Raw genomic sequence first — 17,173 nt, 5'->3', positions numbered from 1 at the left:
GGTTAATGTAAAAAAGATTCTCAATTACCAGGACAGCCGACTCCCTCACCAAAAGAAACGCCTGACTGGTAACTTAATAATATGAAGCTACACGTTATTAACACAGGCTTTTTTAAATTAGACGGTGGGGCCATGTTTGGCGTTGTGCCAAAAACGCTGTGGCAGCGTACAAACCCGGCTGACGAAAACAACCTCTGCAGCTGGGCTATGCGCTGCCTGCTGATAGAAGACGGAAACAGGCTCATCCTGATCGACAATGGCATCGGCGACAAGCAGGATGCCCGCTTCCTGAGCCATTACTACCTGCACGGCCACGAAACACTCCAAGGTTCGCTGCACAAGGCAGGTTTTACGGCTGAGGATGTAACCGATGTTTTTCTGACACACCTTCATTTTGACCATTGCGGCGGCGGCGTCCGGTACAGGGATAGTGATGGTGCGCTGGAGCTGGTTTTCCCAAATGCCACCTACTGGTCTAATGCCGACCATTGGCAATGGGCCACTGTACCAAACGCGCGCGAGAAAGCCTCTTTCCTGAAGGAGAACCTGCTGCCCATGCAGGAAAGCGGCCACCTGCAGTTTATTGATCCTGCCGCGCCATCGCCTTTCCAGCAGTTCGATATCTTTTTTGCTGACGGCCACACCGATAAAATGATGGTGCCTGTTATCTCCTATAAAGGAAAGAAGGTGGCTTTTATGGCAGATCTCTTGCCATCTGTTGGGCATATTCCGTTGCCTTATGTAATGGGGTACGATACCCGGCCGCTGCTCACGCTGCAGGAGAAGGCTGCTTTCCTGACTCAGGCGGCGGATGAAAAGTATGTGCTGTTTTTAGAGCACGATCCGGTAAATGAGTGCTGCACGGTGCAACATACCGAAAAAGGAATTCGTTTAGAGAACTCCTTTACACTCAACACGATCTAAATATGAAGATAGGCCTTGCGCTGTCTGGGGGAGCTGCCAGAGGTGTGGCCCATCTGGGAGTGCTAAAAGCACTCGAAGAGTTAAAAATTCAGGTTGACATTATATCCGGCGTTAGCTCTGGTGCTATTGCCGGGGTGTTTTACGCATCCGGTTTCTCGCCCGAAGAAATCCTGAAATTGATTAAAGAACTGAGCGTATTCAAGATTGCACGCCCCACTTTTGGTAAAATGGGACTCATGCACCTGGATGAGGTAGAGAAGCTGTTTATTAAATACCTGGGGGCCGATGCCGTTTTCGAAAATCTGAAATTTCCTGTCATTATCAGCGCCACCGAAATGAATGAAGGGGTAACGGCCTATTTTTCGACTGGCAACCTGATAAAACCGCTGCTGGCGACCTCGGCGGTACCTATCTTATACCAACCCGTGTCGTATAATAAGAAGCTGCTCTGCGATGGCGGGTTGCTGAACAACATGCCTATTGACCCCCTTTACAGTAACTGCGACATAAAAATTGGCGTGCACGTGAACCCCATCAATCATCAGGCCGACCTGAAGACTATCCGGAGCATGATGGAACGGTCGGTGCAGTTGGGCATCAACAACAATGTGAAGCTGCGCTTACACCTATGCGACCTTTTGCTGGAGCCACAGGAACTGAAACATTATCGCCTCACCAGTTTCAGGAAAGCGGATGAAATATTTGAAATAGGGTACCGTTATACCCTCAATATGGAAAAACATATACGGCAGGTGCTGAAGGCTTTCAAGCAAAAAGCAGAATAATATTACCACACGCTCTATTATCGCATTTTACAGCTACAGAATCTTTTTAAAGTCCTGATTTTGTGGAAGCCAAAACTCGTATAGGATTTTATATAAATTTTGAACTATATGTTAAAATATACATTTTCTTTTCTTGTTGCCTTGCTTCCTTTTCTGGCCCAGGCCCAGGAGAACCGAAGCTCGCTCTATCCTGCAAAAGTAAAGCAGGGTTCTATTCTGTTAGGCGGAAACATCAGTGGCTCCTTTTATAAGTTCAACAACGGCTTGAATAACAATGGACTTTATGAGCAGGGTACTACCATTCAGGCGCTCAGCCAGGCAAAAGTAGGTTATTTTGTTATTCCGGATGTGGTGCTGGGGCTTCAGGTCGACCATAATTATGAGAGCACGTCCACTAAAACAGAATCAGGCAAAAATTCTTTCGACAGGTATATGGTCATTTTCGGACCATTTGCCCGGTACTACCTGGACAATGGTGTTTTCGGTGAAGTTACAGCGGGTGTAGGAACCCAGAATCTCACAAATAATAAAAGCACAAACCTGTATGCCGGCTCTGTCGGGATTGGCTATGCCTACTTTATGAGTGAGAAAATTGCCATAGAGCCTATGCTTTCGTTCCGGTACTTCCGGGAAACCAATACCGTGAATCATAATACCCGCTTCGGACCGATGATTGGGGTGGGGGTGCAGGCTTATTTTCTGAGGGAAACAGCCAAAACCATTCGGTATGGCTTATAAAAAGTAATAAAAATATATTTTAATATCCTTAGAACTTCTAATTTCGTGAGCCATTCTATATGTTATAGAATGGCTTATTCTTTTGTATCATGTTTTGGAGATTTGTAGCAAGTTCAATCTTTAAAGTTTCCGGTTGGAAACTGGTTGGCAACCTGGACCCCGAATTGCGCAGGTGCGTCATGATCGCAGCGCCCCATACCAGTAACTGGGACTTTATTTATGCCAGGGCAGCTTTCTACCTGATGGATGCCCCAATAAAATTTACCATCAAGAAAGAGTTTATGGGTTTCCCGTTTGGTGGGCTGCTCCGGTCTATGGGGGCCTTGCCTGTGGACCGATCCAAGAACACCCGCATGGTAGATTCCATGATCCGGATTTTTAAAGAAACGCCCGGTGATATTTGCGTGATGGTGACTCCTGAAGGTACCCGAAAATATCAGCCCCGCTGGCGCAGAGGTTTCTACCATGTGGCCCTGGGTGCCGGTGTGCCCATTGTGCTGGGTTACCTGGACTATTCCAGAAAAGAAGCAGGCGTGGGCCCCGCCATTTACCCTTCAGGCGACATAGAAGCTGACATGGAGAAGATCATGGCATTTTACAGAACAAAAAAAGGCAAATTCCCGGAGCAGGGGGTGCGGTGATGCTTAATGAAGGAAGGGTGCAGGCCAAACATAGTGCACTAAGTTCTACCGGATGTTGCCTCCGCGGTTCGGGAGCAATTATTCTAATAGAAATGGCCCTCCGGAGCTACTCTTGTCTCCGGAGGGCCATTTTCATTAGAATAATCTGATTTTGCTTGCTGACCTGGGTTAGGGAGCAGGGGCTTTTAGAAAGCCATTGGCACCTAGCCAGTTAATGCCCCGTTCAAACCAGAGATCTTTCGTAGTTCTGTTGATGAGCCCGAAGCCATGTCCGCCTTGCTGGTAAATGTGCAATTCGGCAGGAACGCTGTTTCGAAGCAGTGCCTGGTAAAACCGGATGCTGTTTTCGGATTTCACGCCATTATCGTCGGAGGCATGCACCAGGAACGTAGGCGGGGTCTGTGCCGTTACCTGCAGCTCGTTGCTATACTCTTTTAATTTGGCTTCGGATGCCTCTTTGCCCAGCAGGTTGTAGTAAGAACCCATATGCGCTATTTCTTTGTCGCTGCTGATAACCGGGTAAATCAGCATCATAAAATCCGGGCGCAGGCTGATGTTATCCTTATTGGGGATTGTTACTTTTTGGAGGTGTGTTCCTGCCGTGGAGGCTAAATGGCCACCCGCCGAAAAGCCCAGGATGCCTACCCGCTCCGGGTTCACGTTCCATTCATTGGCCCTTTTCCGCACCAGGAGCAGCGCCTGCTGCGCATCCTGCAGGGGTGCCAGTTCCGGGTTTGAGGTTATTTTGGTATCCGGGAGCCTGTATTTCAGCACAAATGCTGCCACGCCCTGCTCGTTAAACTTTTTTGCCACATCATAGCCTTCGTGGCCGGAAGCCAGACGACCGTAGCCACCTCCCGGGCAGATAACCACCGCGGTGCCGTTTGCTTTGTCTTTGGCGGGCAAAAAAACCGTAAGTGTCGGCTTGCGAACCTTGCTGATCCGGATCATCTCCGTCTTCCTGGCCTCGTCTACCGAACTTTCAATCTTCTCTTCGTCCGGCCCAGGCACTTCATTCGGTATGCGGCCTGCATACAAGGGTATTTCCATGTTTGTATTCTGGCTGAAGCCCGCTGTAACCTTAAAAAAAGATAAGGGAAGAAGCAGGAGGAGGCAAAAAGTTATTTTCGGGAGGTTCATAAGGAGGCATCTTTAATACTGGAAATTATAAACATATATGGGGCAGCAACAGCAGCAAAAGGCTCTGGAGGGCATTTTTGATTCAAATAATTGTTGCGCCCAAAAGCATCAGAAGCATCTAGCGCACTCCAAAATCTTGTCGTTATTGCCTGATAATGCGTAATAATCAATAGACAAAACAGGCTGGCAAGGGCGTGTGCCCTGGATGGTAGTAGCACGCAACCTTCCCTTCGGGCCAAAAGCCCTGGCCGTAAAAGTTAAGCCTACTCCTCAATTACTTCCAGTATCTCCTGAAGTTCATCGTAGTCTTTCAGGCCGGGCTTAATTTCGTTGCCGCCCATCAGCCCAATGCCTCTTGGCTTTATTTTTTTGAGGATGAGTTCAACATTATCTTTCTGCAGCCCGAACCCTATAAAAACCGGGTAAGCTTTGGCAATGGACTTGAGGAGCTTGCTGTTGGTTTCGTCTATGGTTGTAAAGTCGTTGGAATAGATCAGGAAGGTATCTACTACCGGGGCGTAAAGCTCCATCATCTCCAGCAGCTCGCTTTCTACAGTGTCTTTGTTGATGAACACCTTCAGGATGACCGGGCGCGAAATATCCTCGATCTCATCGATCAGGTAAGGCGTGTCGAGCTGAATATAATCCAGGTTGAACTCTTCGGCATATTGGTTTATAACATCAGGCTTAGCCCGCTCAAACTGTCCGCCAAGCTTCACGCCCGACACCCAGCCTGTAATCTCTTTCAGCGCTTCAGACGACACGCGCTCAGGACTGTCCAGCTTCAGGTTAAACACAATGATGTCCACACCCATTCCTGCACAATAGCGTGCATCGCTCAGGTTGTTTATCCCGCTTACTACTACAGAAGTTCGAAGTCCCATGATTATATTCTCAATAAAGTATTTAATATTCAGATAATGGTTAGTAGTACCAAAGTAAATCCCAAAAACCTTTTGATGCTATCTTTTTATGAATTTTTTTGTGCCGCGCCTTTCACACCTCTCTTCCAACGCCTGCCAGCGGAGCCATATTATTTGGCGCCTTGAATCTTTATTAATGCGCCGATGTTAGTATATTTGTGGAAAATCAAGGTAGAATCTATTGTTTTCAGATATAAATGAGTAAGTTAGGAAGAGTGCTGGTGGCCATGAGCGGAGGGATTGACAGTTCTGTGGCGGCTGTTATGCTGCACGAGCAGGGCTACGAAGTAGTGGGCATGACCATGAAAACCTGGGACTACGCCTCCAGTGGCGGCAACCGGAAAGAGACAGGCTGCTGCAGCCTCGACTCTATAAACGATGCCCGCAACATTGCCGTGCAACTCGGCTTCCCGCACTATATTATTGATATCCGCGAGGAGTTTGGCGACTTTGTGATCAATCACTTCACAGATGAGTACCTGGCGGGCAGAACCCCCAACCCCTGCGTGCTGTGCAACACCCACATTAAATGGGATGCGCTCCTGCGCCGGGCCGACCAGCTGGCCTGTGACTTTATAGCCACAGGCCACTATGCGCAAATTCGAGAAGAAAACGGGCGCTACATTATTTCCAAAGGGCTGGATGAGCACAAGGACCAGTCGTATGCGCTCTGGGGCATTTCGCAGAAGAGCCTGAGCCGCACCATCTTCCCGCTGGGCAAGCTACGCAAAACCGAAATCCGCCAGATGGCCACGGACCGTGGCTTTACCGAGCTGGTAAACAAGCCGGAGTCTTATGAGATCTGTTTTATTCCGGACAACGATTACCGTGGTTTCCTGAAACGCCGTGTGGAGGGGCTGGAGGAGAAAGTAGCCGGAGGCGAGTTTGTGCTGGAAGATGGCACCGTGGTAGGGAAGCACGAAGGCTATCCGTTCTATACCATCGGCCAGCGTAAAGGGCTAGGCATAGCGCTGGGATTTCCGGCCTATGTCACGCGCATCGAGAAAGACCTGAACCAGGTGGTACTTGGTAATTTCGAGGACCTGGCCAAAAATGCCATGACCGTGGGCAAACTCAGCATGGGCAAATATGAGCACCTGCAGGGGCAGCCAATCCCGACTGTTACGAAAGTTCGCTACAACGACCCGGGCACAGAGGCTATCATTGAGCAGGACGGCGATAAGATGAAAGTACATTTTCTGCGGGGCGTGCACGCCATTGCCCCAGGGCAGGCGGCAGTTTTCTACGAAGGCAACGATGTAGTAGGCGGTGGCTGGATCGAAACAAATTATAACCTGGATTATACCCTGGACGTGCTTCCTTCATGAGAAAAGCCCTTATCTTATGCACCTTGACAGCTGCACTTGGCAGTGGCTGCACAGAAAAGTTTGTAGAGCCAGCCCCCGGTGCGGCCGGTCTTGCGTATTACCCGGTTCAGGTCGGAGATTTCAGGATTTATGATGTAACGGACATCCGGTTCAGAAACAATATAGGTGATACTACCCGTTTCCAGCTAAGGGAGCGGGTAGACACCAGCTTTTATGATCAGACCAATACACTGAATTACAAAGTGGTGCGTTCTGTGAGAGCAAACGCTGCATCAGCCTGGCAGGACGATTCGGTGATGGTGGTTACAAAATCTGACAAGTTTGTAACCGAGACAAAGGATAATACGAAAAGGGTGAAGATGGTTTTTCCGGTAAAGGCTGCTAAGACCTGGAGTGCCGATGCCTTTAATGCCAATACCGTAAATTATGAGGATGATCAGAAGGAGAAGTACTCTTTTTCTGATGTAGCACTACCCGCCACTGTTGCCGGCAAAACGTATAACCAGACGGTAACGGTAATTCAAGGCTCTCCCTCCAAAAACCTGGTGCAGCTAGACGACCGTAAAGAAATTTATGCCCTGCATGTAGGGCTGGTCCTGCGGCGGTTCAATAAAATAACCTACTGCAACGACTCGGAGTCAATTACCTGTCCTTTTGGCGTAGATTATAAATTAAACGGGCACGAGCGTGAAGAGGTGCTACACTCATACGGTAAACAATAACAGATGCGGGAGTTACTGATTTGCTTTTTTCTCCTTATACCATCGCCCATGCTGCTGGCACAGGGCACGGATGGCAGTACAACCGGGGAGCGGAAGCGATTAGTTTACTTCACCAACAAAACTGATTCTCCTTTTTCTACTGAGCAACCAACAGCTTACCTCTCCCAGAAAGCAATAGACCGGCGCAACAGACAGCAGATTCCGGTTACTGTGCGCGATTTACCGGTTAACCCAGCTTATGTAAAGGCCATACAGCAACTCGATGTGCCGGTGTGGTACTCCTCCAGGTGGTTCAATGGCGTGGTGGTGCAATGTTCTGACGAGAAAATAGCTAAAATTGAGGCCCTGCCTTTTGTAATAGCTTCTCAAAACCTTAACCGCGAGAAAGCAAGCCCTAAATCGAAAAAGTCCGCCGCGCAGTCCTTGTCTCATAATGCCGGGGCAATGCCTTTCCAACTGAGAGAGGAGGAACCGGAAGAAAAGGAAGTTTATGGCATTGGGTACCATCAAGCCAATATGATCGGAGTCATTGAGCTGCACAAAGAAGGCCTGAAGGGAGAGGGCATGACCATTGCGGTGCTGGATGCTGGTTTTCCGGGTGTGAACACTATCCCGGCCTTTGCGCACCTTTTTGAAAATGACCTGATAAAAGGCACCTACGACTTTGTAAGGAAGCAGCAGCAGGTTTTCCACGACAGCTCCCACGGCACCTCTGTACTTTCTACTATGGCCGCCTACCTGCCAGGGAAGCTGGTGGGGACAGCCTACAAGGCCAATTACCTGCTTTTAAGAACCGAGGATGCTGCCTCGGAGCACAATATCGAAGAAATAAACTGGTTGCTGGCGGCAGAATTCGCCGATAGTGCCGGAGCCGATGTCATCAACTCTTCTTTAGGCTATACTTCTTTTCATGCCCCCTCCACCAGCTATACCTACCAGGACATGGACGGAAACAGCACGCTGGTAACCAAAGCAGCAGACTTCGCGGCGGCCACCGGCATGCTGGTGGTGGTGAGTGCCGGTAACGACGGCGCCAGGGATTGGCAATACATTGGCGCGCCAGCAGATGCCGATTCGGTGCTGACGGTGGGTGCTGTGGACTCTTTGGGCATAAAAGCTCCGTTCAGTTCTGTCGGCCCTACCAGCGATGGCCGCCTTAAGCCAGATGTTGTGGGAATGGGTTGGAACACCTATTTCCTGAACACCGCCGGAAACGTGGTAAAAGGCAACGGCACCTCCTTTGCCGGCCCCATTGTGGCAGGCATGGCCGCCTGCCTGTGGCAAGCCAACCCCTCCTTAACCAACATGGACATGATCCGGTTGCTCCGGCAGTCGGGGAGCAATGCAGGCTCTCCTGACAATAACATAGGCTATGGGCTTCCCAGCTATGGCCGCTCTACAAGCTCAGGTGAAAGTAAAAATCTGAACGATATAGTTACAGTCACGAACCCGGTTGGAGCGCAGGAAATCGCGCTTACGTTTGGCGAGGCCTGGACTCAACAGGAGGTAAGTGTGCAGGTTTACGATATAACAGGCAAGTTGCTTTTCAGCCAGAAGCTCTTTACAAACCAGCAGAAACAGGTGCTGGCCCTGTCCCCTCAGCAGTTGAAGCAGGGTATGTATATTTGCCGGATAAGCTCTGCAAAAAGCCGCGCCACGCTTCGTTTCCTGAAACTATAACCCCCTTTATTTTAAGATTAAGGAGAGCTGTCAGGTCATTTTCAGCACCTCCAGGCAAAAAATCGGCTATGGTTATCAGGAGGCAGAAGGGTTAAAATTTCTGATTTTACATCTCTAATTATTAATTTGGCAAAGCTCCTAAGCCGAAATAATTATCTTTGCTCCATGAATCCACTTATAGCCCCCTCGGTACTTGCCTCAGATTTTGGTAATCTTCAGGCGGAAGTTGAAATGCTAAACAGAAGCCAGGCCGACTGGCTGCACATCGACATTATGGATGGCCGCTTTGTGCCGAATATATCTTTTGGTTTCCCGGTGCTGGAGGCCATACAACGACATGCGCAAAAACCGCTTGACGTGCACCTCATGATCGAGCAGCCGGAGCTGTATATTGAGCAATTCCGGAAAGCCAGGGCGGAGAACATTTCGGTACATTACGAAGCCTGCAACCACCTGCACCGTACCATCCAGCAAATAAAACAAACCGGGGCCAAAGCTGGTGTGGCATTAAACCCCCATACGCCGGTGCAGCTGCTGGAAGATATTATCGCTGATATTGATCTGGTGATCATTATGTCGGTAAATCCGGGGTTTGGCGGGCAGAAGTTTATTGAGAACACCTACCGGCGTATTGAAAAGCTGAAAGAGCTGATCCTTTCCAGGCAATCTGAGGCGCTGATCGAGATAGATGGGGGCGTGAACCAGCAGAACGCCCCCAGGTTACTCGCAAGCGGAGCTGATGTGCTGGTGGCCGGCAGCTTCGTTTTTACGGCCAGCAACCCGGTGCAGACGATCGCCAACCTGAAAAGTATATCTTCCCATTCTTAAATTGAACCTCCGGATGCTTCGATTTCTTGCGGTTTGGGTGCTGCTTCTGTTGCCGTTAGTTGCTGCAGCCCAACAGGCTGTTGTAACTGGTACAGTTACCGGGCCGGATAAGCAGCCGCTGGAATTTGCGACAGTGGGAGTTCAGGGAACATCCGTTGCCAGGCAAACCGATAGCAAGGGCCAGTATACCCTGCAGGTGCCACCAGAAGAGGAGCTAACAGTTGTCGTGCGGTTTCTGGGCTATAAGGAGCAGGAGAAAACACTGCAGCTAATGCCTGGTGAGCGCAGAAGCCTGAATTTTGAGCTGGAACTGGATAACCGGCAACTGCGGGGCGTAGATGTGCACGGCAGGCGCAACGCCAACACCCGCGAAGAAGTAAGTATGACCAAACTCGATCCGAAGCTGATCAAGGAACTGCCTTCGGCTTTCGGCGACTTTAACCAGATCCTGCTGACCTTGCCCGGTGTGAGCAGCAGCAATGAATTATCGTCTACCTACTCCGTGCGGGGGGGCAACTACGATGAGAACCTGATTTATGTAAATGGCATTGAGATTTACAGGCCATTTCTGGTAACCAATGCGCAACAGGAGGGGCTGAGTTTTGTAAACCCCGATCTGGCCGGGTCGCTGGAATTCTCCTCCGGCGGGTGGCAGCCTAAGTACGGCGATAAACTGTCGTCGGTATTAAACATCCAGTACAAACGACCCAAGGAATTTGCGGGTTCTGTAACGGGTAGCCTGACGGGTGGGGCCATGCACCTGGAGGCAGCCTCTAAAAACAAAAAGGTTTCGTACCTGCTGGGGCTCCGGCACAAAGATGGCCGGTATATTCTGAACGGTTTGCAGGTGGAAGGGCAGTACCAGCCGGTTTTTTCGGATGGCCAGGCCTACGTGCACATGGACCTCTCCAAAGAGGGGCAGCAGCCCGAACGCACTACTTTAGGGATACTGGGCAGTTATGCCCAGAACAATTTCACCACGGTGCCCGAATCGCGGGAGACGACCTTTGGCACCCGACAGGCGCCGCTGCGGCTGTTCGTTGGCTACGACGGCCGTGAGCTGATGGACTACCAGACTTACCAGATCGGGCTGAATCTGGCGCATGCCTTTACCACTTCGTTCTTATCGGAGTTTATCGTGTCTGGTGTGTACTCCAGAGAGCGCGAGTTCCGCGATATTGAGGCTGGCTACAGGCTCTGCGATGTGAATACGAACCGGGGCGCCAACTATGGGGAGTGCCTGCAGCAGCGCGGCGTAGGCAGCCAGTTCGACCATGCCCGCAATACCCTTCTGGCGCAGGTACTGACCTTCGAGAGCCGGAACAAATGGCAACTCGGCAAGCGGAGCAACGTAGTGGCCGGCGTTAAAGTAGGGCAGGAGCGAATAGAGGATAAGCTGTCGGAATACGGTTTTACAGACTCTGCCGATTTTGTGTCGCCTGCCTATTACCTCCATTCCGGTCTGAACCTGAACACGATCCGCTACAACGCCTACGTGCAGCACACCTACGAGATCGATTCGCTTAAAACGATTACCTATGGCATCAGGGCCTCCTACTGGGAGCTCAACAAAGAAGTCACCATTACGCCACGCGTACAATATTCTTTTATCACGCGGCATAACCCAAACCTTTCCTTTAAAGCAGCCGTCGGATTATACTATCAGCCACCGTTTTACCGGGAGCTACGGAACTACGAGGGGGTACTTAATACAAACCTGAAGGCGCAGCGCTCGGTGCATGCCATTGCCGGGGGCGATTACCTTTTTAAAGCCTGGGACCGCGACTTTAAACTCACCTCTGAAGTATATTACAAGTACCTGACCAACGTGGTGCCTTACGACCTGGACAATGTGCGGCTGCGGTACCATGCCGTGAATAATGCGACGGCTTATGCTGCCGGGTTTGATGTGCGGGTAAACGGGGAGTTTATAAAAGGGGCGGAGTCGTGGCTGAGCCTGGGGCTGATGACGACGAAAGAAAACCTGCAGGGCGACTCTACTTTTGTCTTTAACAATGCAGGCGAAATATCAGGCAAAACCCCGCTTGGCTATATCCCGAGGCCCACGGACCAACTGGTTAACATCGGCGTGTTCTTCCAGGACCACCTGCCCGATAACCCGACCATCCGGATGAACCTGAACCTGGTGTATGCCAGCGGCCTGCCCTTCGGTCCCCCACGAGAGGCTGCGTACCGTAATTATTTTAAAGGAAGGTCCTATAAGCGCGTGGATATCGGCTTTTCTAAACTGATCCTGCTCGGCGATGAGCTTACAGCCCGCAAGAATGTGTCGTTGGAGAGTTTATGGATAGGGCTGGAGTTCCTGAACCTGATTGATGCCCGCAACCGCGTGTCCTACAGCTATGTGAGCGACGTGAACAACCTGACTTATGCCGTACCTAATTATCTGCCAGGCAGAAGAATAAACCTCCGGTTTATCGCCAGGTTCTGATCCTGCCCAAAACCAATCGAAGAGTGGAAGCAGCAGGGGCTCTGGAGGGCCTTTTTTATTCAAATAATTGGAGTGCCAAGCCAACGACTGGGATTTCTTTACTAGACAGATCTTGGGCGGGAAAAAGGTTGTGACTTTCATGATACATATCTATCCCTTCATATATTTCGTATTTAAATTGTTCAGCACCAGCTGGTATGCCTTCTGCCATGTCGCAGATGATGGCCTGCGGAGCTCCGGCTTTTTTGAAAGAGTACTGAAAAAGTATGCACATAGGTAAACAGTAGCCGTGTTTCTTCAGTTAAATAGTGCAGATCCTTAAAACCTGTTTTATGAGCAAGCAATATACGACCATCATCACCCTGGAAGATTACCCTGAGAAATTTGAAACGACCAAGGCCCGTGATGTCAGCATCCTGCCGACCTTGTATGGGGAAGCCACCGGGGTGCTGGGCCTGGACATTGATTTTGAGCAAATCCGGATAATCAGTGTAGACACCGGGGAACAAGGCTCTCATCCGCTGGAAGTGAAGGTGAAGTGGCAGATCGATCCGAATTCAACAAACAAGTGAGGCCAGCTGCGATATCCTGAGGTGCTGAGGGGCTGGGAGAAAGGCAAAACGCATGCAAGCTGGCATGGCAGCAGTAATTCAAGAATAATGGCTATAGGGGGATAAAGCGCCTGGCATGTTCATCGGGCTGATGGTTTTACCTCTGCACAAAGGCCACTCAAACGAATTATGCTAATAAAAACGGCCCTGCGGTAGTTCTGCTGCTGCTGCCGGTTTACTGTTCCTGCGCTTTTTTAATAGCAGCCTGATCTCTTTCCCGCTGCCTTTCCACTACTTCTTTTACAGGCACACCATTGATGAGGACATCTTTCAGAACGGCTTCCCCATCTTTTACACGCACCAGCGCAAAAGTTTGTTGTGTGGTGTCCTGCTGTGAGGACTGGTAGGCAAGTTCCGCTTCGTAGGCTTTTGACTCCTTCATGTAAAACCTGTTAAAGGGATACTCGAAGAAGATACTGTCACGGCCATTATGGTGAGACACATAGCTCACTTTTGCTTTAACATAATCAGTGTTTTCTGCAGGGGGCACCTGGGATATGCTGCGGATGGTGGCAAAACCGTTCCGGTCGGTTTGCAGGTGCAGGAAAATGTCCTCCGCCTGGTCCCAGTTTTCGGTGCTGTCGACCGGGAAGCTTTCTTCCCTGAACCGGAGCACGATATATTTCCCTCTGAAAGGATCGTTGGGATCTATCGGGGCTGTCTCAAATTTATATTCTTTGCCATGTTGGAGCACCTCCTCCCGGTGCAGGATCATGCTGACAGGGGCATACAGCTGGGCCAGGCAAACTACCACAAAAGCAGCGATTGTTAGAGATTTATATTTCATGTGCTTTGCGTTTTTTAAGCATCCAGAAATTAGCCAGGAAAAATCCGATTCCCACCAGCACGAAGAGTAGCCCACGCAGCACAAAGCTGATATTGGTATCAAAGAACCGACTGATGATAAGTGCTGCAATGATCAACAGCCCGGCGTTCAGCAGCCCCAGGTCGTTTTTAGTGGCTCCTGCTCTTACGGTAAGCAGGCCGATGCCAAGCACAAGCAAATTCACCAAAACAGTGGCAAGTATAGCAGAATACGAGCCTATTGAAAAAATAGGGATGAAAATCAGAAAGAGGTATTCCATTAGACTGATGGCTTTAAAGGTATATCGCTGCCATTTTAAGAACAGCAGCAGTAGCGCCAGGCTGCCCAGCAGGAGCGAAGCCATCATTTCCGGTGAAAAGGAAAGAAGCTTCTCCCGTGCAATCTCTTCCCAGAACACCCTGAATGTTAAGGTAAGGAGGATGCCCAAGGTGCCGATGATTCCCATAAATAAATACCCGTTGTTTCTGAATCTCAGTGTTTTGAAAGAGCCGGTGCTGCCGATGATACAGTAAATCCCCAGCAGACTCATATAAGCCACAAACAGCAGCTCCCCGGCGCTTCCGGCCACAGTACCCATGGCAATAAGCACCGATAGCGGCACCAGCCAATGGTGGAAAACAGTAAAATTGCCCGCCACATTATTTCTGACAAGCCGCAGGTAATGGGGCAGCGCCAGAAGCAGGAGCAGCCAGAATAAATAAGCATCCCTGCCAGCCCACTGGTAACCATATCCGGTTTCTACGGCATAGTAAGTGATACCAGCCAGGTAAAAGAGGGAGGCAAAAGAAGATGCCAGGATATAGACGAGCGGCAGGCCCAGCAGCATCCAGGTCAGCAGGAAAGAACTGAGGTTGCCGGGAATATGATACACCTGGCTCACGAGCGAAATGGTGGCTCCAACAGAGAGAAAAAGAAAAGTAGCAGCAGCCTCCCGCCAGACCACGCTAGCTTGTTTTTTGAGCAGTGTATAACCGCCCAGGAGCTGCCCGATCAGCAGCGGAAGGAATGCGAGAGCAGTTTTAGCAGACCGGTTAAGGTCGTCCCAGTTATGGGCTATGATCAGGATAATGCCAAGGCCAATCAGCAGGGCGCCTAAAATGCCTGAAACGAGCAGCAGCCTGTTCTGGGGCTTGCCAGCGCCTGCTGTATAGTAAGCACGGATCCTGTCGGCTGTTTCCTGCGTAATAACCCCGGCCTGCACCAGTTCCGGAAGATCTTTTATCATAAGCATAGGTAGTTAGAGCGTACAGCAGAAATAAGCCTTCATTTAACTCAGCAGAAATTCATCCGTGCCCGGAGTATTTAAATATAACAGAATATGCCGAAGAAGCAATATAGTTATCGTCTTAACTTGTCGGCATCAGCAATGGCAACGCTTCAGGAAACAGGACATCATACTACTGTTGAGGCTGAAAATTTAAAACGCCAGGTTCCGGAATTTTTGACGCTGGCTATCGCTGCATCAACCACAAGTTAATTGCCGGCATTTGTGTATCATTTCCGGCCAATTTGGCACACTGGCAAGCATTGGCTTTTTATTTGAAAGAACCGTAGCTTTACAAACAGGGGAGAGGCAGCTATTACGTAAACTAAATTTCCGAATACCGAAACAAAAAACTATGACCAAGATAAGATCAACCACAGTGCTGGGTGTGTACCACAACGGCGAAGTGGCGCTGGGTGCTGACGGGCAGGCGACCATGGACAAGCACATAGCCAAGAGCAACGTAAAAAAGATCAGGAAGCTGCTGGACGGGAAAATAGTGACAGGCTTTGCCGGTTCCACGGCCGATGCCTTTACACTGCTGGAGCGCTTCGAGGAAAAGCTGAACGCTTACCAGAGCAACATGAAACGTGCCGCCATTGAGCTGGCCAAGGACTGGCGCAAAGACCAGTACCTGCGCAAGCTGGAAGCCATGATGGTGGTAGCCAACAAAAATGAACTGCTGATTATTTCCGGAACCGGCGATGTGCTGGAACCTGATAATGAAATTGCGGCTATCGGCTCGGGCAGCATGTTTGCCCATGCCGCAGCACTTGCCCTGAAAAAGCATGCCCCACATTTAACGGCGGAGGAAATGGTGCGTGAGGCACTGACGATTGCGGCCGACATCTGTATTTACACCAACCACAACCTGGTTATCGAGAAGCCGGTTTAAAGCACTTTCCATTTCAAACGGGCACTTTATCGGGAACGAAATTAGGTCTCTGAAATGGAATTCTTTCTCTGAAAGCGTGTTAAAAAAAAGAATCTGAAGGAAAATAATCTGACATAGGAATTCCCGGCGCAGGCCGGTTTGCGAACTGCAGCAGTTTATGAACCGTAAGAGCTTAATAATACTTTAATTCTTAACTTGCGGACTCTGGCTGCCCCAACCGGGTAGCTTTAAGTAAACAAACATGAACGTAACAAATTTCTTAAAGAAACATTACAAGCACTTCAACGCGGCCTCTCTGATAGACGCAGCAGAAGGTTACAGAACCCACCTCGATGATGGCGGGAAAATGCTCGTTACACTGGCCGGTGCCATGTCTACGGCAGAGTTGGGCATTATACTGGCCGAGATGATCCGCCAGGACAAGGTGCATGCCATCTCCTGCACCGGCGCCAACCTGGAGGAGGATATCTTTAACCTGGTGGCCCACGATTTTTATGAGCGTGTGCCCCACTACCGCGAGCTGTCGGCTGCAGACGAAGAGGAGCTGCTGAGCCGCCACCTGAACCGCGTAACCGACACCTGTATTCCGGAGGAGGAAGCGATGCGCCGCCTGGAGCACGTGGTGCTCAAGTACTGGGAGAAGGCCGACAAAGCCGGCGAGTCTTATTTTCCGCATGAGTTCTTTTACCAGATACTGCTGTCCGGCGACCTGGAGCAGTATTACCAGATAGACCCCAAGAACAGCTGGATGCTGGAAGCCGCCAAAAAGAACCTGCCTATTTTTGTGCCCGGCTGGGAAGACTCTACCTTGGGCAATATTTATACCAGCCACGTAATCAATGGCGACATCAGGAATGTGCATACTGTTAAAACCGGTATCCAATACATGATGCGGCTGGCCGACTACTACACCGAAACCGCTACCGAAGAGTCGAAGATCGGGTTTTTCCAGGTAGGCGGCGGTATCGCCGGCGACTTCCCGATATGCGTGGTCCCCATGCTGCACCAGGACCTGCAACGCACCGGTGTTCCGCTCTGGGGCTATTTTGCGCAGATTTCAGACTCAACCACCAGTTATGGTTCTTATTCCGGAGCTGTGCCGAACGAGAAGATTACGTGGGGCAAGCTGGGTAAAGATACGCCCAAGTTCGTTATCGAATCGGATGCTACCATTGTGGTGCCGCTGATCTTCGCCATCGTGCTGGATATGTAAGCAATCCATTATGCTGAATACCTGAAAAGGCCGGTCTTTACCGGCCTTTTTTTATGAAACTATCAGGTGCAGCAGCTCTGGAGGGGCGTTTTGATTAGAATAATTTGGTTTATGTGCTGATGTGCTAATTGTTCGCAGGCAGAACATATTTTGGGGTATCGATAGTATGATATTTTAATAACCATTGGCTCTCACTGTCTTTG

General features: G+C 50.0%; 18 protein-coding genes. 13 read left to right on the top strand and 5 right to left on the bottom strand.

Features of this window, described 5'->3' with window-relative positions; genetic code table 11:
* The first annotated feature begins 81 nt into the window (after positions 1 to 81).
* From FJM74_RS01875 to FJM74_RS01860, 4 genes are all read left to right on the top strand, one after another.
* The gene (locus FJM74_RS01875) at positions 82 to 924 is read left to right on the top strand and encodes an MBL fold metallo-hydrolase (protein ID WP_187260851.1); all 843 of its coding nucleotides are present in this window, start codon (positions 82 to 84) and stop codon (positions 922 to 924) included.
* 2 nt (positions 925 to 926) lie between these two features.
* On the top strand, positions 927 to 1,709 hold the full coding sequence (locus FJM74_RS01870) for a patatin-like phospholipase family protein (protein ID WP_187260850.1): 783 nt from the start codon (positions 927 to 929) through the stop codon (positions 1,707 to 1,709).
* A gap of 108 nt (positions 1,710 to 1,817) precedes the next feature.
* Complete coding sequence (locus FJM74_RS01865; protein ID WP_187260849.1) at positions 1,818 to 2,447, top strand: hypothetical protein; 630 nt, start codon at positions 1,818 to 1,820, stop codon at positions 2,445 to 2,447.
* Positions 2,448 to 2,536: 89 nt separating this feature from the next.
* Complete coding sequence (locus FJM74_RS01860; protein ID WP_187260848.1) at positions 2,537 to 3,088, top strand: 1-acyl-sn-glycerol-3-phosphate acyltransferase; 552 nt, start codon at positions 2,537 to 2,539, stop codon at positions 3,086 to 3,088.
* Between the two features lie 168 nt (positions 3,089 to 3,256).
* On the opposite strand, the gene FJM74_RS01855 is transcribed toward FJM74_RS01860, so the two are convergent.
* A complete protein-coding gene (locus FJM74_RS01855) occupies positions 3,257 to 4,138 on the bottom strand; it encodes an alpha/beta hydrolase (protein WP_241738900.1) in 882 nt (293 codons plus the stop codon).
* A 353-nt stretch (positions 4,139 to 4,491) separates the two neighbouring features.
* Entirely contained in the window at positions 4,492 to 5,112 is a 621-nt protein-coding gene (gene trpF / locus FJM74_RS01850) for a phosphoribosylanthranilate isomerase (RefSeq protein WP_187260846.1), read from the bottom strand.
* 236 nt (positions 5,113 to 5,348) lie between these two features.
* Here trpF and mnmA point away from each other — a divergent pair, with 236 nt between their 5' ends.
* The 5 genes from mnmA to FJM74_RS01825 all read left to right on the top strand — a co-directional run bounded on the left by mnmA (position 5,349) and on the right by FJM74_RS01825 (position 12,161).
* Positions 5,349 to 6,479, top strand: a complete 1,131-nt coding sequence (mnmA, locus tag FJM74_RS01845; protein ID WP_187260845.1) for a tRNA 2-thiouridine(34) synthase MnmA — start codon at positions 5,349 to 5,351, stop codon at positions 6,477 to 6,479.
* The gene (locus FJM74_RS01840; protein WP_187260844.1) at positions 6,476 to 7,201 is read left to right on the top strand and encodes a hypothetical protein; all 726 of its coding nucleotides are present in this window, start codon (positions 6,476 to 6,478) and stop codon (positions 7,199 to 7,201) included. Before mnmA ends, FJM74_RS01840 begins: the two co-directional genes overlap by 4 nt.
* A 3-nt stretch (positions 7,202 to 7,204) precedes the next feature.
* Positions 7,205 to 8,881, top strand: coding sequence for a S8 family serine peptidase (locus FJM74_RS01835; RefSeq protein WP_187260843.1), 1,677 nt, complete (start codon positions 7,205 to 7,207; stop codon positions 8,879 to 8,881).
* Positions 8,882 to 9,046: 165 nt separating this feature from the next.
* Positions 9,047 to 9,709: a ribulose-phosphate 3-epimerase gene (gene rpe / locus FJM74_RS01830; RefSeq protein ID WP_187260842.1), complete on the top strand. Its 663-nt coding sequence runs from the start codon at positions 9,047 to 9,049 to the stop codon at positions 9,707 to 9,709.
* Between the two features lie 13 nt (positions 9,710 to 9,722).
* Positions 9,723 to 12,161, top strand: coding sequence for a TonB-dependent receptor (locus FJM74_RS01825; RefSeq protein WP_187260841.1), 2,439 nt, complete (start codon positions 9,723 to 9,725; stop codon positions 12,159 to 12,161).
* A gap of 55 nt (positions 12,162 to 12,216) precedes the next feature.
* On the opposite strand, the gene FJM74_RS01820 is transcribed toward FJM74_RS01825, so the two are convergent.
* Positions 12,217 to 12,372, bottom strand: a complete 156-nt coding sequence (locus FJM74_RS01820; RefSeq protein ID WP_187260840.1) for a hypothetical protein — start codon at positions 12,370 to 12,372, stop codon at positions 12,217 to 12,219.
* 121 nt (positions 12,373 to 12,493) lie between these two features.
* Here FJM74_RS01820 and FJM74_RS01815 point away from each other — a divergent pair, with 121 nt between their 5' ends.
* The gene (locus tag FJM74_RS01815) at positions 12,494 to 12,733 is read left to right on the top strand and encodes a hypothetical protein (RefSeq protein ID WP_187260839.1); all 240 of its coding nucleotides are present in this window, start codon (positions 12,494 to 12,496) and stop codon (positions 12,731 to 12,733) included.
* Positions 12,734 to 12,947: 214 nt separating this feature from the next.
* Here the strand turns inward: FJM74_RS01815 and FJM74_RS01810 are convergent, their stop codons facing one another.
* Both FJM74_RS01810 and FJM74_RS01805 read right to left on the bottom strand, forming a co-directional pair.
* Positions 12,948 to 13,559, bottom strand: a complete 612-nt coding sequence (locus FJM74_RS01810) for a GDYXXLXY domain-containing protein (RefSeq protein ID WP_187260838.1) — start codon at positions 13,557 to 13,559, stop codon at positions 12,948 to 12,950.
* Positions 13,549 to 14,823, bottom strand: a complete 1,275-nt coding sequence (locus FJM74_RS01805) for a DUF2157 domain-containing protein (RefSeq protein WP_187260837.1) — start codon at positions 14,821 to 14,823, stop codon at positions 13,549 to 13,551. Before FJM74_RS01805 ends, FJM74_RS01810 begins: the two co-directional genes overlap by 11 nt.
* 93 nt (positions 14,824 to 14,916) lie before the next feature.
* On the opposite strand from FJM74_RS01805, the gene FJM74_RS01800 reads away from it, so the two are divergent.
* The 3 genes from FJM74_RS01800 to FJM74_RS01790 all read left to right on the top strand — a co-directional run bounded on the left by FJM74_RS01800 (position 14,917) and on the right by FJM74_RS01790 (position 16,970).
* On the top strand, positions 14,917 to 15,075 hold the full coding sequence (locus tag FJM74_RS01800; RefSeq protein WP_187260836.1) for a hypothetical protein: 159 nt from the start codon (positions 14,917 to 14,919) through the stop codon (positions 15,073 to 15,075).
* 142 nt (positions 15,076 to 15,217) lie between these two features.
* Positions 15,218 to 15,757, top strand: a complete 540-nt coding sequence (gene hslV, locus FJM74_RS01795; RefSeq protein ID WP_187260835.1) for an ATP-dependent protease subunit HslV — start codon at positions 15,218 to 15,220, stop codon at positions 15,755 to 15,757.
* 241 nt (positions 15,758 to 15,998) lie between these two features.
* A complete protein-coding gene (locus tag FJM74_RS01790) occupies positions 15,999 to 16,970 on the top strand; it encodes a deoxyhypusine synthase family protein (protein ID WP_187260834.1) in 972 nt (323 codons plus the stop codon).
* The last annotated feature ends 203 nt before the right edge of the window (positions 16,971 to 17,173 follow it).

The sequence above is a fragment of the Pontibacter beigongshangensis genome (assembly GCF_014332515.1).
Taxonomy (GTDB): domain Bacteria; phylum Bacteroidota; class Bacteroidia; order Cytophagales; family Hymenobacteraceae; genus Pontibacter; species Pontibacter beigongshangensis.
Note: the sequence above shows the minus strand (reverse complement) of the source record. Positions and strands in the feature narration are given on the sequence as shown.

What these genes read in the sequence shown, in the direction of transcription:
- FJM74_RS01875 (WP_187260851.1), top strand. Translation starts at nt 82, where the DNA reads ATGAAGCTACACGTTATTAACACAGGCTTTTTTAAATTAGACGGTGGG.
- FJM74_RS01870 (WP_187260850.1), top strand. Translation starts at nt 927, where the DNA reads ATGAAGATAGGCCTTGCGCTGTCTGGGGGAGCTGCCAGAGGTGTGGCC.
- FJM74_RS01865 (WP_187260849.1), top strand. Translation starts at nt 1,818, where the DNA reads ATGTTAAAATATACATTTTCTTTTCTTGTTGCCTTGCTTCCTTTTCTG.
- FJM74_RS01860 (WP_187260848.1), top strand. Translation starts at nt 2,537, where the DNA reads ATGTTTTGGAGATTTGTAGCAAGTTCAATCTTTAAAGTTTCCGGTTGG.
- FJM74_RS01855 (WP_241738900.1), bottom strand. Translation starts at nt 4,138, where the DNA reads ATGGAAATACCCTTGTATGCAGGCCGCATACCGAATGAAGTGCCTGGG.
- trpF (WP_187260846.1), bottom strand. Translation starts at nt 5,112, where the DNA reads ATGGGACTTCGAACTTCTGTAGTAGTAAGCGGGATAAACAACCTGAGC.
- mnmA (WP_187260845.1), top strand. Translation starts at nt 5,349, where the DNA reads ATGAGTAAGTTAGGAAGAGTGCTGGTGGCCATGAGCGGAGGGATTGAC.
- FJM74_RS01840 (WP_187260844.1), top strand. Translation starts at nt 6,476, where the DNA reads ATGAGAAAAGCCCTTATCTTATGCACCTTGACAGCTGCACTTGGCAGT.
- FJM74_RS01835 (WP_187260843.1), top strand. Translation starts at nt 7,205, where the DNA reads ATGCGGGAGTTACTGATTTGCTTTTTTCTCCTTATACCATCGCCCATG.
- rpe (WP_187260842.1), top strand. Translation starts at nt 9,047, where the DNA reads ATGAATCCACTTATAGCCCCCTCGGTACTTGCCTCAGATTTTGGTAAT.
- FJM74_RS01825 (WP_187260841.1), top strand. Translation starts at nt 9,723, where the DNA reads ATGCTTCGATTTCTTGCGGTTTGGGTGCTGCTTCTGTTGCCGTTAGTT.
- FJM74_RS01820 (WP_187260840.1), bottom strand. Translation starts at nt 12,372, where the DNA reads ATGGCAGAAGGCATACCAGCTGGTGCTGAACAATTTAAATACGAAATA.
- FJM74_RS01815 (WP_187260839.1), top strand. Translation starts at nt 12,494, where the DNA reads ATGAGCAAGCAATATACGACCATCATCACCCTGGAAGATTACCCTGAG.
- FJM74_RS01810 (WP_187260838.1), bottom strand. Translation starts at nt 13,559, where the DNA reads ATGAAATATAAATCTCTAACAATCGCTGCTTTTGTGGTAGTTTGCCTG.
- FJM74_RS01805 (WP_187260837.1), bottom strand. Translation starts at nt 14,823, where the DNA reads ATGATAAAAGATCTTCCGGAACTGGTGCAGGCCGGGGTTATTACGCAG.
- FJM74_RS01800 (WP_187260836.1), top strand. Translation starts at nt 14,917, where the DNA reads ATGCCGAAGAAGCAATATAGTTATCGTCTTAACTTGTCGGCATCAGCA.
- hslV (WP_187260835.1), top strand. Translation starts at nt 15,218, where the DNA reads ATGACCAAGATAAGATCAACCACAGTGCTGGGTGTGTACCACAACGGC.
- FJM74_RS01790 (WP_187260834.1), top strand. Translation starts at nt 15,999, where the DNA reads ATGAACGTAACAAATTTCTTAAAGAAACATTACAAGCACTTCAACGCG.